A 12,589-nucleotide genomic window follows, 5' to 3' on the forward strand; every position below is an offset into this window, starting at 1 on the left:
TTGAATTGGTATCTTTAAAATTATTTAGAGTATAACTCTACTATTAATTGTTCTTTGATATTTTCTGGAATTTGAACTCTTTCTGGTACACTAACAAAATTACCTTGTTTGGTATCAGAATTCCAAGTAAGCCATTCGTAAACGTTACTATTTTTTGCCAAAGAATCATCAATAGCTACTAACGATTTAGATTTTTCTCTAACAGCAACAACATCACCAGCGTTTAAAGAATAAGATGGAATGTTTACCAATTCACCGTTTACAGTAATATGACGGTGAGACACTAACTGACGAGCTGCACTACGAGATGGTGCAATTCCCAATCTGAAAACAACGTTATCTAAACGAGATTCACAAAGTTGTAACAAAATTTCACCAGTTACACCAGTAGATGCAGATGCTTTTTTGAAAAGGTTAGAAAATTGTCTTTCTAAAATACCATAAGTATATTTAGCTTTTTGTTTTTCTTCTAACTGGATTGCGTATTCAGATTTTTTTCCTCTACGTTTGTTAGCTCCGTGTTGTCCTGGAGGATAATTTCTTTTTTCAAAAGCTTTATCATCTCCAAATATTGCCTCGCCAAATTTACGAGCAATTTTAGTTTTTGGTCCTGTATATCTTGCCATTTTTAATTAATTATGATAGGGATTATGAATTAAGGCTTTCCTTCGATAATCAAACAATCCTATCGGTTAAAATTTATTATTTATTAAACTCTTCTTCTTTTTGGAGGTCTACATCCATTGTGAGGCATTGGAGTAATATCGATAATCTCAGATACTTCAATTCCTAAATTATGAATTGATCTAATTGCAGATTCTCTACCATTACCTGGTCCTTTCACATAAACTTTTACTTTTCTCATACCTGCTTCGTGCGCAACTTTTGCACAATCTTCAGCAGCTAATTGAGCAGCATAAGGAGTGTTCTTTTTTGAACCTCTAAATCCCATTTTCCCAGCCGATGACCAAGAAATCACATCACCTTTTTTATTGGTAAGTGAAATAATAATATTGTTAAATGAAGCTGTAATGTGTGCTTCACCAACTGCTTCAACAATAACTTTACGTTTTTTAGTACTTGCTTTCGCCATATTCTTTAGTTTTCAGTTGTTAGTTTTTAGTTGTTAGAATCCTAAACATTTCTATTTCAAACAGATTCATCTAACTTCTAATCACTAGGTGACTAACGCCTATTATTTATTATTTAGTTGCTTTTTTCTTGTTAGCTACAGTTTTACGTTTACCTTTTCTAGTTCTAGAATTGTTTTTGGTTCTTTGACCTCTCAAAGGCAATCCTGATCTGTGACGAATACCTCTGTAACAACCAATATCCATTAAACGTTTAATACTTAGTTGAATTTCAGAACGTAACTCACCTTCGATAGTAAAATCTCCAACTTGTTCACGAATGTTATGAATTTCATCATCAGTCCAATCTTGAACTTTAGTATTTTCATCAACTTTTGCTGCAGCTAATATTTCTTTAGCTCTGCTTTTACCAATTCCAAAAATGTATGTTAATGAGATAACACCTCTTTTATTTTTTGGAATATCAATACCTGCTATTCTTGCCATAACTATCCTTGTCTTTGTTTAAATCTAGGATTCATTTTATTGATTACATATAATCTGCCTTTTCTTCGTACAATCTTGCACTCGGCACTTCTCTTTTTTACTGATGTTCTAACTTTCATCGTATTCTATACTTTAATATCTGTAAGTAATTCTTGCTTTTGTTAAATCGTAAGGACTCATTTCTAACTTTACTTTATCTCCAGGCAATAATTTAATATAATGCATACGCATTTTACCTGATATATGTGCAGTTACTACGTGTCCGTTTTCCAACTCTACACGAAACATCGCATTAGATAATGCTTCTGTAATTGTTCCGTCTTGTTGTATGGCTGATTGTTTTGCCATTATGCTATTGATTTTCTTTTAGTTCCCTTTTTCATTAAACCATCATAATGACGATTTAATAAATGAGAATTAATTTGTTGTATTGTATCGATGGCAACACCAACCATAATTAACAATGATGTTCCACCATAAAATAATGCCCAAGATTGTGTTAAACCAAAGTTGATAACAATAGCTGGCAAAATTGCAACCAATGCTAAAAACAAAGATCCAGGAAAAGTAATTAAAGATAATATTCTATCTAATAAATCACCGGTATCTTTACCTGGTCTTATTCCAGGTATAAATCCTCCACTTCTTTTTAAATCATCAGCCATTTTATTAGTTGGTATTGTAATTGCGGTGTAAAAATAACTAAAAATTATGATTAACAAAGCAAATAATAAATTATACCACCATCCAAACATATTTGTAAAATGAATTCCAATTGATTTTACAGTTTCATTATTTGAACTTGCTAATAAAGCAGGTGCAAACATGATAGCCTGTGCAAAAATAATTGGCATTACACCTGATGAATTTAATTTTAATGGAATATAATCTCTTGCTCCAGTAGCAACATTTTTAATATTACCAGCAACAGTCTTGCGTGCATATTGAACTGGTATTTTTCTAACAGCAGTCACTAAATAAATACAAACAAGTATTACTAAGAACCAAATAATAATTTCAATTAACAACATAATCAAACCACCATTTGAAGCAGATACTTTAGAAACAACTTCTTGAATAAATGATGCAGGAAAACGTGCAATAATACCAATCATAATTAATAATGAAATACCATTACCAATTCCTTTATCTGTAATTTTTTCTCCAAGCCACATTGCAAAAATGGTTCCTGCAGTTAAAATTATCATTGAAGTAATCCAAAACATTGATCCACTAATGTAAAACGCAGATGATGGAATTAACTGATAAATATTGGTAATATAAGCAGGTCCTTGAACCATTGTGATTGCAATTGTTAACCAACGCGTAATTTGATTGATTTTCTTTCTACCACTTTCACCATCTTTTTGAAGTTTTTGCAAATATGGTACTGCTATTCCCATCAGTTGAACTACAATAGAAGCAGAAATGTAAGGCATAATACCCAATGCTACAACAGAAGCTTTTGCAAAGGCACCACCCGTAAACATATCTAAAATTCCTAAAATTCCTCCTCCACTAGTTTGACCTTTTAATGCAGCTTGCGCAACAGTAATATCAATACCAGGAAGTGGAACTTGAGCAGCAAAACGATAAATTGCCATAAATCCAAGTGTTAATAAAATCTTATTTCTAAGTTCTTCTATTATCCAAATGTCTTTAATGGTTTGTATGAATTTTTTCATCTATTATAAATTATAACGTTTCAGCTGTTCCACCTGCATTTTCAATAGCGGCTTTTGCAGTTGCTGTAAATTTATGAACTGTTACATTTAATTTTGCTTTTAACTCACCATAACCTAATATTTTTACTAAGTCATTTTTACGAGCTAAACGATTTTCAACTAATATATCAAAAGTTACTGTGTCAGTAATTTTGTTATTATCAACTAATTCTTGTAATTTATGTAAGTTTACACCAACATATTCTACACGGTTGATATTATTGAAACCAAATTTTGGCACACGTCTTTGCAAAGGCATTTGACCTCCTTCAAATCCTACTTTTCTAGAATATCCTGAACGAGATTTAGCACCTTTGTGACCTCTAGTAGCAGTACCACCTTTTCCAGATCCTTGACCTCTACCTACACGTTTACCTTGATTTTTAACTGAACCAGAAGCTGGTTTTAAGTTATTTAATGTCATCTCTATAAATTGTTATTTAACTTCTTCAACAGAAATTAAGTGTTTAACTGTATTTACCATTCCAAGGATTGAAGGAGTAGCTTCATGCTCAACTACTTGATTCATCTTACGTAAACCTAACGCCTCTAAAGTTCTTTTTTGACTTTCAGGACGTCTAATTTTACTTTTTACTTGTGTTACTCTTATTTTTGCCATCGTACCTTGCTTTTATCCGTTAAATACTTTTTCTAAAGAAATTCCTCTTTCTTTAGCGATCATACTTGCACTACGTAATTGTAACAAAGCATCAAAAGTTGCTTTTACAACGTTGTGAGGATTTGACGAACCTTGAGATTTTGAAAGTACATCATGTACTCCAACTGAATCAAGAACCGCACGTACTGCACCACCAGCAATAACTCCTGTACCATGAGAAGCTGGTTTTAAAAATACTCTTGCTCCTCCAAATTTACCTTTTTGTTCATGAGGTAAAGTTTGTTTGATGATAGGAATTCTAACTAAGTTTTTCTTAGCATCTTCTATAGCTTTTGCAATAGCTGAAGCCACATCTTTAGATTTACCTAAACCGTGTCCAACTACACCGTTTCCATCTCCAACTACAACAATAGCTGAAAAACCGAAAGCTCTACCACCTTTTGTAACTTTAGTAACTCTGTTTACTCCTACTAAATGATCTTGAAGTTCTAACCCACTAGGTTTAACTCTTTCTACGTTATTGTATTTATGATACATAATTTACTAAAATTTTAATCCTGCTTCTCTTGCAGCGTCTGCTAGAGCTTTAACTCTACCGTGATACAAAAATCCATTTCTATCAAATGAAACACCTTCAACACCAGCTTTAATTGCTTTTTCTGCGATATTTTTACCTACCACTTTTGCAATTTCTAATTTTGAACCTGTAGCTTCAATTTCTTTATCTCTAGATGAAACAGAAACCAACGTTGTACCTGTATTGTCATCTACTAATTGAGCATAAATTTCTTTGTTACTTCTAAAAACCGATAATCTAGGTCTAGTAGCTGTACCAAAAACAACTTTTCTTACTCTATGCTTAATTCTAACTCTTCTTTCAAGCTTTGATAATGCCATAATACTTTATATTATTATGCAGATTTACCTGCTTTTCTTCTTAATATTTCACCTACAAATTTAACTCCTTTACCTTTGTACGGTTCTGGAACACGGAAAGAACGAATCTTTGCAGCTACAGCACCTACCAATTGCTTGTCAAATGAAGTTAATACTACGATTGGGTTTTTCCCTTTTTCTGAAATTGTTTCAACTTTTACTTCTGGAGCAACTTCAAGAATAATGTTGTGAGAAAATCCTAAAGCAAGATCCAATACTTGACCTTCGTTACTTGCTCTATATCCAACACCAACTAATTCTAATTTTTTAGTCCATCCTTTTGAAACTCCTTCAACCATATTATTTAATAAAGCTCTGTATAAACCATGGTTAGTTTTATGGATTATACTATCTGAAGGACGTTCTAAAATAATTGATCCTTCTTCAACTTTAACAGTAATATCATCTTTAATTTCTTGCGTTAACGCTCCCAATTGACCTTTAACAGTAACTACATTATCATTAATTTCTAATGTAACACCTGCTGGTATAGTTATTGGGTTTTTTCCTATTCTTGACATCTTTGTTTAGTTCTTTATTAATATACAAAACATAAAACTTCACCACCTACATGCTCTTGACTAGCTTTTTTACCAGTCATAACACCTTTAGATGTTGAAACTATTGCGATTCCTAACCCGTTTAAAACACGTGGCATTTCATCAGCACCAACATATTTACGTAAACCAGGTGTACTAATACGTTGTAACTTTTTTATAACTGAAGATTTAGTTTCTTTGTCATATTTTAAAGCTATTTTGATAGTACCCTGAACTTTGTCAGCTTCAAATTTATAGCTTAAAATATAACCTTGATCAAATAAAATCTTAGTTATTTCTTTTTTTATGTTCGAAGCTGGTATCTCTACAACTCTATGCCCCGCCATAATTGCGTTTCTAACTCTTGTTAGATAATCTGCGATTGGATCTGTAATCATTCTTATTTATTTGCGGTTTTGGTTTTCAAAATTATTTTGAACCTAAAACCAATTTATATTTTTACCAACTAGCTTTTTTAACTCCAGGTATTAAACCTTGGTTAGCCATTTCACGAAATGTTACACGTGAAATTCCAAACTGTCTCATGTACCCTTTAGGTCTTCCAGTTAATTTACAACGGTTGTGTACACGAATTGGAGAAGCATTTTTAGGTAATTTTTGTAACGCTTCATAATCTCCAGCTTCTTTTAAAGCTTTACGTTTTTCAGCATATTTTGCAACTACCTTTTTTCTTTTAACCTCACGGGCTTTCATTGATTCTTTAGCCATCCTTAATTCTTTTTAAATGGTAAACCTAATTCCGTTAATAATGATTTTGCTTCTTTATCAGTTGGAGCAGATGTTACAAATGTAATATCCATACCACTAATTTTGTTTACTTTATCAATATCAATTTCAGGGAAAATGATTTGTTCAGTAATACCTAAATTGTAGTTTCCTCTACCATCAAAACCATTTTCTTTGATTCCGTTGAAATCTCTTACACGAGGTAAAGATGCAGTAACCAATCTATCTAAAAATTCGTACATTTTATCACCTCTTAAAGTAACTTTTGCACCAATTGGCATACCTTTACGTAATTTAAAGGTAGCAACGTCTTTTTTAGATATTGTTGAAATTGCTTTTTGACCAGAAATTTTAGTCAATTCTTCAACAGCGTAATCAATTAATTTCTTATCAGCTACAGCAGCACCAACTCCTTTACTAATTACAATTTTTTGTAATTTAGGAACCTGCATTACATTTTTGTAGCTAAATTCTTCAGAAAGAGTTTTTATAACTCTTGTCTTATATTCTTCTTTAAGTCTTGGTATATAAGCCATCTCTAAATTGCTTTATCAGATTTTTTTGAGAACCTAACTTTTTTCTCTCCTTCAATTCTAAAACCTACTTTAGTTGGTACTCCATTTTCAAGTAACATTAAATTAGAAATATCTATTGAAGCTTCCTTTTTTACAATTCCTCCTTGAGGATTTTGTGCGCTAGGTTTTGTATGTTTAGATATCATATTGACACCTTCAACAATTGCTCTGTTTTTATTAGGAATAATAGTAACTACTTTCCCTTCTTCACCTTTATGATCACCTGCCATTACTCTAACAGTATCTCCTGATTTTATCTTTAACTTCATATCTATAAGTTTATTAAAGCACTTCAGGTGCTAATGATACAATCTTCATAAATTGTTTCTCACGAAGTTCTCTTGCAACAGGACCGAATACACGAGTCCCTTTCATTTCACCAGAAGTATTGTCGATCAATACACAAGCATTGTCGTCAAAACGGATATAAGAACCGTCTTTTCTTCTAATTTCTTTCTTCGTTCTAACAACAACAGCTTTGGCAACTTGACCTTTTTTAACGTTTCCGTTAGGTGTTGCAGCTTTTACAGCTACAACAATTTTGTCACCAATAGTTGCATATCGTTTTTTAGTTCCTCCTAAAACACGAATTACTAAAACTTCTTTCGCGCCAGTATTATCTGCTACTCTTAATCTTGATTCTGTCTGTAACATAATTATTTAGCTCTTTCTAGGATTTCTACTAATCTCCAACGTTTTGATTTACTCATTGGACGAGTTTCCATTATTCTAACAGTGTCTCCAATATTGCAATCATTTTTCTCATCGTGTGCAACGTACTTTTTAGTACTTAACACGAATTTTCCGTACATAGGGTGCTTTACTTTTTTAACTTCAGCAACAACAATAGATTTCTCCATTTTATTACTAGAAACTACACCTATTCTCTCTTTTCTAAGATTTCTTTTTTCCATCTTTTACTTCTGAATACAATTATTGTAATTCTCTTTTAGTTAATTCAGTAGCTACACGTGCTACAGTTCTTCTAAGTGCTCTCAATTGCAACGGAGTTTCCAACGGTGAAATAGCGTGAGCCATTTTTAGATCTGTATAGTTCTTCTTTAAACTTCCAAGTTGCTCTTTTAACTCTTCAGTTGATAATTCTATAATTTCTGATTGTTTCATTTTTTGAATCGGTTATTATGCGTTATCAAAATCTCTAGCTACAACTAACTTAGTTTTCACTGGAAGTTTTTGTGCTGCTAAACGTAAAGCTTCTTTCGCAACGTGCTCAGGTACTCCACCTACTTCGAACATTATTCTACCTGGTTTTACTACGGCTACAAAATATTCTGGAGCACCTTTACCTTTACCCATACGTACTTCTAATGGTTTTTTGGTAATAGGTTTATCTGGAAATATTTTAATCCATAATTGACCTTCTCTTTTCATATGACGAGTTGCTGCAATACGCGCTGCTTCGATTTGACGAGATGTAAGTAAGTCTTGTTCTAAAGCTTTGATACCAAACATTCCGTTAGAAAGTTGGTGACCTCTATTTGAGTTTCCACTCATTGCGCCCTTCCCTTTCTGTACTTTACGATATTTAACTCTCTTTGGCTGTAACATTTTACTTTCTAAATTTTAAAAATTTATTTTCTTTTACGAGTTTGTGGTTTTCTTCCAGCTGGTTTTTCATTACCACCCTTCGCTTGTTTTTTAGAAAGTCCTACTAATGGAGATAACTCTCTTTTTCCATAAACTTCGCCTTTCATAATCCATACTTTTACACCTAAACGGCCATAAGTAGTATGGGCTTCAGCAAGTGCATAGTCAACATCTGCTCTAAAGGTAGAAAGAGGAATTCTTCCTTCTTTGTAGTGTTCAGAACGTGCCATTTCTGCACCATTCAAACGACCTGAAATTTGAACTTTAATACCTTCAGCATTCATACGCATTGTAGCTGCAATTGCCATCTTAATAGCTCTTCTGTAAGAAATTCTATTTTCGATTTGACGAGCAATACTAGCTCCTACAAGTTTTGCGTCTAATTCTGGACGTTTAATTTCAAATATATTGATCTGAACTTCTTTACCTGTAATTTTTTTAAGCTCTTCTTTTAACTTGTCTACCTCTTGACCACCTTTACCGATAATAATACCAGGTCTAGCAGTAGTGATAGTAACGGTTACAAGTCTAAGCGTACGCTCAATAATTACCGATGAAACACTTGCTTTAGATAAACGAGCATTTACATACTCTCTTATCTTATAATCTTCAGCAATTTTATCTCCGTAGTTTCTTCCTCCATACCAGTTAGATTCCCATCCTCTGATAATTCCTAAACGATTTCCTATTGGATTTGTTTTTTGTCCCATTTCTACTTATGATTGATTGCTAACATTTTTACTTCCTAAGACTAAAGTCACGTGATTAGAACGTTTTCTAATTCTGTGTGCACGACCTTGTGGTGCTGGTCTTAATCTTTTTAACATTCCTGCGCTGTCTACAAAAATTTCTTTTACAAATAAACCTGCTTCTTCAATAGATGCATCTTCATTTTTTGCTTGCCAGTTTGAAATGGCACTCAATAATAATTTTTCTAAATTAATAGATGCTTCTTTTACGTTAAATTTTAAAATTTGAAGTGCTTTTTCAACTTCAACTCCTCTAACTAAATCTGCAACTAAACGCATTTTTCTTGGTGATGTAGGACACCCCGTAAGCTTAGCAAAAGCTACTTGCTTTTTCTCCTCTTTTATCTGCTGTGCTCTTATTTTTTTTCGAACTCCCATGATTTCCTACTATTTTTTACCTTTATTTTTTTTGTCTGCACCATGTCCTCTGTAAGAACGTGTTGGCGAAAACTCTCCTAATTTATGACCTACCATATTTTCAGTTACATAAACAGGTACAAATTGACGACCGTTGTGAACTGCAATTGTTTGTCCCACTGAATCTGGTGTAATCATAGAGGCTCTTGACCAAGTTTTGATTACTGATTTCTTACCAGATTCAAGATTTACTTGTATTTTTTTCTCAAGTTTATGAGAAACGTAAGGTCCTTTTTTTAATGAACGTGCCATATATCAATTATTTTTTTCTACGTTCTATAATATACTTATTACTCGCTTTGGTCTTAGATCTTGTCTTGAATCCTTTTGCAGGTATTCCGTTTCTAGATCTAGGATGTCCTCCTGATGATTTTCCTTCACCACCACCCATTGGATGATCTACAGGGTTCATAACAACTGGTCTAGTTCTTGGTCTTCTACCTAACCAACGACTTCTACCAGCTTTACCTGAAACTAATAATTGATGATCTGAATTTGACACAACACCTATTGTAGCCGAACAAGTTAAAAGAATCATTCTTGTTTCACCTGATGGCAATTTAACAGTTGCATATTTACCATCTCTTGCCATTAATTGAGCAAATGATCCAGCACTACGAGCCATAACAGCTCCTTGACCAGGATGTAACTCAATACAAGAAATAGTTGTTCCTAATGGAATTTCACTTAACAACATAGTATTACCTACGTCAGGAGTAGCTCCTTCACCAGACATTACTGTTTGTCCAACTTGTAAACCATTTTGAGCAATGATATATCTTTTCTCACCATCAGCATAGTTTAGCAAAGCTATAAATGCTGTACGGTTTGGATCATACTCAATTGTTTTAACTGTTGCAGGGATACCGTTTTTATTTCTTTTGAAATCAATAATACGATATTGTTTTTTATGACCACCACCAATGTAGCGCATAGTCATTTTCCCTTTGTTGTTTCGACCTCCAGATCTTTTATTCGAAGTAAGTAAACTTTTCTCCGGCTTATCAGTCGTAATGGTGTCGAACCCATTTACAACTCTAAAACGCTGACCTGGTGTTATTGGTTTTAATTTTCTAACTGACATTTTGTTTATTATATATTGCTATAAAAATCAATGTTTTCCCCTTCAGCCAACTGAACAATTGCTTTTTTATAAGCACCTTTCATAGCTTGTACAATTCCACTTTTAGTGTATTTTGTATTGCGTTGAACAGGATAATTCATTGTCTTAACACTTTTAATTGTAACACCGTAAGCTTTTTCTACAGCATTTTTAATTTCAAGTTTGTTAGCTTTCTTATTCACAACAAAAGAGTAGCGATTAAATAATTCACTATTGTTTGTTGCTTTTTCCGTTATAATAGGTTTTATTAAAATATTCATATCTGCGAGACCTATTTACTTAAATTTAATTCAATACCTTCTAAAGAACTTTCAGAAAGGATTATTTTATTTGCATTCAATAATTCGTAAGTACTTAACCCTGTGCTTGTTACAGTTTTTGACTTTTTCAAATTACGCGATGACAAATATACGTTATTATTTGACTCAGCCAACACAAAAAGTGATTTTTTGTTTTCGATGCCAAATGCTTCTAAAATCGCAATGAAGTTTTTCGTTTTTGGAGTTTCAAAATTGAAGTCTTCTAAAACTACAATATTGTTCTCTTTTGCTTGAATACTTAATGCTGATTTACGTGCTAATCTTTTTAAATTTTTATTCAATTTAAAAGAATAATCTTTTGGTCTTGGACCAAAAACACGTCCTCCACCTCTAAATACAGGAGATTTTATACTACCTGCACGAGCGGTACCAGTACCTTTTTGTTTTTTAATTTTTCTAGTACTTCCAGAAATCTCAGCTCTTTCTTTGGCTTTGTGAGTTCCTTGTCTTTTGTTAGCCAAAAACTGTTTTACATCTAAGTAAACAGCATGGTCATTTGGCTCTATTCCATATACAGCATCAGAAAGTTCAACTTTTCTACCTGTATCTTTTCCATGTATGTCTAAAACTGATACTTCCATTATTTCTGAATAATTACGTAAGCGTTTTTATGTCCAGGAATTGCTCCTTTGATAACAAGTAAATTCTTTTCAGGAACTACTTTTAAAACTCTTAAATTTTGAACTGTAACTTTGTTTCCTCCCATTCTACCTGCCATACGCATTCCTTTGAATACTCTAGCTGGATAAGATGCAGCACCTACTGAACCTGGAGCTCTTAAACGGTTATGTTGACCGTGTGTTGCTTGACCTACACCGGCAAAACCGTGGCGTTTTACAACACCTTGAAAACCTTTACCTTTAGAGTTTGCTGAAACATCAACAAATTCTCCTTCAGTAAATAATTCTACTGTTATTTCATCTCCTAATTTGTACTCTTCAGTAAAATCAACAAATTCAACAACTTTTTTCTTGGCAGTGGTACCAGCTTTCTTAAAGTGACCATCTAAAGCTTTATTAGAGCTTTTTGCCTTCTTGTCATCGAAACCAAGTTGTAACGCTTTATAACCGTCTACTTCTTTAGTTCTGACTTGGGTGACAACGCATGGACCTGCTTCAACTACTGTACAAGGAATGTTTTTCCCGTTAGCGTCAAATAAGCTGGTCATACCGATTTTTCTTCCTATTAACCCAGACATTTAAATTAAATTTAATTATTATTATTCTATTATTATTTCAAAAAAAACAGGGTCAAAAAACACTTCAACCCTGATGTATTTTTTTTCGTTTTTCCTTCGTCAATCGCTCCGGACATGTAATTGAAAGTTGCCTTTCAACAATTAAAGTACTTAAACTTTAATCTCTACTTCAACTCCACTTGGTAATTCTAACTTCATTAAAGCATCGATAGTTTTTGATGATGAACTATAAATGTCTAATAATCTTTTGTAAGAACTCAATTGAAATTGCTCTCTAGATTTTTTATTTACGTGCGGAGAACGCAAAACTGTAAATATTTTTTTATGAGTTGGTAATGGAATTGGACCATTTACAACTGCTCCAGTACTTTTTACCGTTTTTACAATTTTTTCAGCAGATTTATCTACTAAATTGTAATCGTACGATTTTAATTTTATTCTAATTTTTTGACTCATC

The 12,589-nt window shown here is 32.8% G+C and carries 27 protein-coding genes; all 27 read right to left on the reverse strand.

What is annotated here, in order from left to right:
• Positions 1-20 precede the first annotated feature (20 nt).
• Entirely contained in the window at positions 21-626 is a 606-nt protein-coding gene (gene rpsD / locus EC396_RS05760) for a 30S ribosomal protein S4 (protein WP_129365755.1), read from the reverse strand.
• 83 nt (positions 627-709) lie between these two features.
• Positions 710-1,093: a 30S ribosomal protein S11 gene (gene rpsK / locus EC396_RS05765; RefSeq protein ID WP_129365756.1), complete on the reverse strand. Its 384-nt coding sequence runs from the start codon at positions 1,091-1,093 to the stop codon at positions 710-712.
• Positions 1,094-1,202: 109 nt separating this feature from the next.
• Positions 1,203-1,577 (reverse strand): 30S ribosomal protein S13, encoded by a 375-nt coding sequence (gene rpsM / locus EC396_RS05770; protein ID WP_129365757.1) that lies wholly within the window; start codon positions 1,575-1,577, stop codon positions 1,203-1,205.
• 2 nt (positions 1,578-1,579) lie between these two features.
• Complete coding sequence (ykgO, locus tag EC396_RS05775; protein ID WP_129365758.1) at positions 1,580-1,696, reverse strand: type B 50S ribosomal protein L36; 117 nt, start codon at positions 1,694-1,696, stop codon at positions 1,580-1,582.
• Positions 1,697-1,709: 13 nt separating this feature from the next.
• Positions 1,710-1,925 (reverse strand): translation initiation factor IF-1, encoded by a 216-nt coding sequence (gene infA / locus EC396_RS05780; RefSeq protein ID WP_129365759.1) that lies wholly within the window; start codon positions 1,923-1,925, stop codon positions 1,710-1,712.
• Positions 1,925-3,262, reverse strand: a complete 1,338-nt coding sequence (secY, locus tag EC396_RS05785) for a preprotein translocase subunit SecY (protein ID WP_129365760.1) — start codon at positions 3,260-3,262, stop codon at positions 1,925-1,927. Before secY ends, infA begins: the two co-directional genes overlap by 1 nt.
• A 10-nt stretch (positions 3,263-3,272) precedes the next feature.
• Positions 3,273-3,725, reverse strand: a complete 453-nt coding sequence (gene rplO / locus EC396_RS05790) for a 50S ribosomal protein L15 (protein ID WP_129365761.1) — start codon at positions 3,723-3,725, stop codon at positions 3,273-3,275.
• 12 nt (positions 3,726-3,737) lie between these two features.
• A complete protein-coding gene (gene rpmD, locus EC396_RS05795; RefSeq protein ID WP_129365762.1) occupies positions 3,738-3,920 on the reverse strand; it encodes a 50S ribosomal protein L30 in 183 nt (60 codons plus the stop codon).
• A gap of 12 nt (positions 3,921-3,932) precedes the next feature.
• Positions 3,933-4,457: a 30S ribosomal protein S5 gene (gene rpsE, locus EC396_RS05800; RefSeq protein ID WP_129365763.1), complete on the reverse strand. Its 525-nt coding sequence runs from the start codon at positions 4,455-4,457 to the stop codon at positions 3,933-3,935.
• 6 nt (positions 4,458-4,463) lie between these two features.
• Positions 4,464-4,817, reverse strand: a complete 354-nt coding sequence (gene rplR / locus EC396_RS05805) for a 50S ribosomal protein L18 (RefSeq protein WP_129365764.1) — start codon at positions 4,815-4,817, stop codon at positions 4,464-4,466.
• A 14-nt stretch (positions 4,818-4,831) separates the two neighbouring features.
• The gene (gene rplF, locus EC396_RS05810; protein WP_129365765.1) at positions 4,832-5,377 is read right to left on the reverse strand and encodes a 50S ribosomal protein L6; all 546 of its coding nucleotides are present in this window, start codon (positions 5,375-5,377) and stop codon (positions 4,832-4,834) included.
• A gap of 17 nt (positions 5,378-5,394) precedes the next feature.
• Positions 5,395-5,793: a 30S ribosomal protein S8 gene (gene rpsH, locus EC396_RS05815; protein ID WP_129365766.1), complete on the reverse strand. Its 399-nt coding sequence runs from the start codon at positions 5,791-5,793 to the stop codon at positions 5,395-5,397.
• A 61-nt stretch (positions 5,794-5,854) separates the two neighbouring features.
• On the reverse strand, positions 5,855-6,124 hold the full coding sequence (gene rpsN / locus EC396_RS05820) for a 30S ribosomal protein S14 (RefSeq protein WP_129365767.1): 270 nt from the start codon (positions 6,122-6,124) through the stop codon (positions 5,855-5,857).
• A gap of 2 nt (positions 6,125-6,126) precedes the next feature.
• Complete coding sequence (gene rplE, locus EC396_RS05825; protein ID WP_129365768.1) at positions 6,127-6,678, reverse strand: 50S ribosomal protein L5; 552 nt, start codon at positions 6,676-6,678, stop codon at positions 6,127-6,129.
• Positions 6,679-6,680: 2 nt separating this feature from the next.
• The gene (gene rplX / locus EC396_RS05830; RefSeq protein WP_129365769.1) at positions 6,681-6,986 is read right to left on the reverse strand and encodes a 50S ribosomal protein L24; all 306 of its coding nucleotides are present in this window, start codon (positions 6,984-6,986) and stop codon (positions 6,681-6,683) included.
• A gap of 13 nt (positions 6,987-6,999) precedes the next feature.
• Entirely contained in the window at positions 7,000-7,371 is a 372-nt protein-coding gene (gene rplN, locus EC396_RS05835; RefSeq protein ID WP_129365770.1) for a 50S ribosomal protein L14, read from the reverse strand.
• A gap of 2 nt (positions 7,372-7,373) precedes the next feature.
• On the reverse strand, positions 7,374-7,631 hold the full coding sequence (rpsQ, locus tag EC396_RS05840; RefSeq protein WP_115880843.1) for a 30S ribosomal protein S17: 258 nt from the start codon (positions 7,629-7,631) through the stop codon (positions 7,374-7,376).
• A 19-nt stretch (positions 7,632-7,650) separates the two neighbouring features.
• Positions 7,651-7,842, reverse strand: a complete 192-nt coding sequence (gene rpmC, locus EC396_RS05845) for a 50S ribosomal protein L29 (RefSeq protein ID WP_129365771.1) — start codon at positions 7,840-7,842, stop codon at positions 7,651-7,653.
• A 15-nt stretch (positions 7,843-7,857) separates the two neighbouring features.
• Positions 7,858-8,286: a 50S ribosomal protein L16 gene (rplP, locus tag EC396_RS05850; protein ID WP_129365772.1), complete on the reverse strand. Its 429-nt coding sequence runs from the start codon at positions 8,284-8,286 to the stop codon at positions 7,858-7,860.
• Between the two features lie 23 nt (positions 8,287-8,309).
• Complete coding sequence (rpsC, locus tag EC396_RS05855; protein ID WP_129365773.1) at positions 8,310-9,035, reverse strand: 30S ribosomal protein S3; 726 nt, start codon at positions 9,033-9,035, stop codon at positions 8,310-8,312.
• Positions 9,036-9,041: 6 nt separating this feature from the next.
• Positions 9,042-9,452 (reverse strand): 50S ribosomal protein L22, encoded by a 411-nt coding sequence (rplV, locus tag EC396_RS05860; protein ID WP_129365774.1) that lies wholly within the window; start codon positions 9,450-9,452, stop codon positions 9,042-9,044.
• Positions 9,453-9,461: 9 nt separating this feature from the next.
• On the reverse strand, positions 9,462-9,743 hold the full coding sequence (gene rpsS / locus EC396_RS05865) for a 30S ribosomal protein S19 (RefSeq protein WP_129365775.1): 282 nt from the start codon (positions 9,741-9,743) through the stop codon (positions 9,462-9,464).
• Between the two features lie 7 nt (positions 9,744-9,750).
• The gene (gene rplB / locus EC396_RS05870) at positions 9,751-10,575 is read right to left on the reverse strand and encodes a 50S ribosomal protein L2 (RefSeq protein ID WP_129365776.1); all 825 of its coding nucleotides are present in this window, start codon (positions 10,573-10,575) and stop codon (positions 9,751-9,753) included.
• Positions 10,576-10,583: 8 nt separating this feature from the next.
• Positions 10,584-10,874 carry a 50S ribosomal protein L23 gene (rplW, locus tag EC396_RS05875; protein ID WP_129365777.1) on the reverse strand — a complete coding sequence of 97 codons (291 nt, stop codon included), beginning with the start codon at positions 10,872-10,874 and terminating at the stop codon, positions 10,584-10,586.
• 11 nt (positions 10,875-10,885) lie between these two features.
• Positions 10,886-11,515 carry a 50S ribosomal protein L4 gene (gene rplD / locus EC396_RS05880; protein ID WP_129365778.1) on the reverse strand — a complete coding sequence of 210 codons (630 nt, stop codon included), beginning with the start codon at positions 11,513-11,515 and terminating at the stop codon, positions 10,886-10,888.
• Positions 11,515-12,132, reverse strand: a complete 618-nt coding sequence (gene rplC / locus EC396_RS05885; protein ID WP_129365779.1) for a 50S ribosomal protein L3 — start codon at positions 12,130-12,132, stop codon at positions 11,515-11,517. The genes rplD and rplC overlap by 1 nt, the downstream gene beginning before the upstream one ends.
• A 150-nt stretch (positions 12,133-12,282) precedes the next feature.
• Complete coding sequence (gene rpsJ / locus EC396_RS05890) at positions 12,283-12,588, reverse strand: 30S ribosomal protein S10 (protein ID WP_089378517.1); 306 nt, start codon at positions 12,586-12,588, stop codon at positions 12,283-12,285.
• Position 12,589 lies beyond the last annotated feature (1 nt).

The organism is Lutibacter sp. HS1-25, assembly GCF_004121075.1.
Classification (GTDB): Bacteria; Bacteroidota; Bacteroidia; order Flavobacteriales; family Flavobacteriaceae; genus Lutibacter.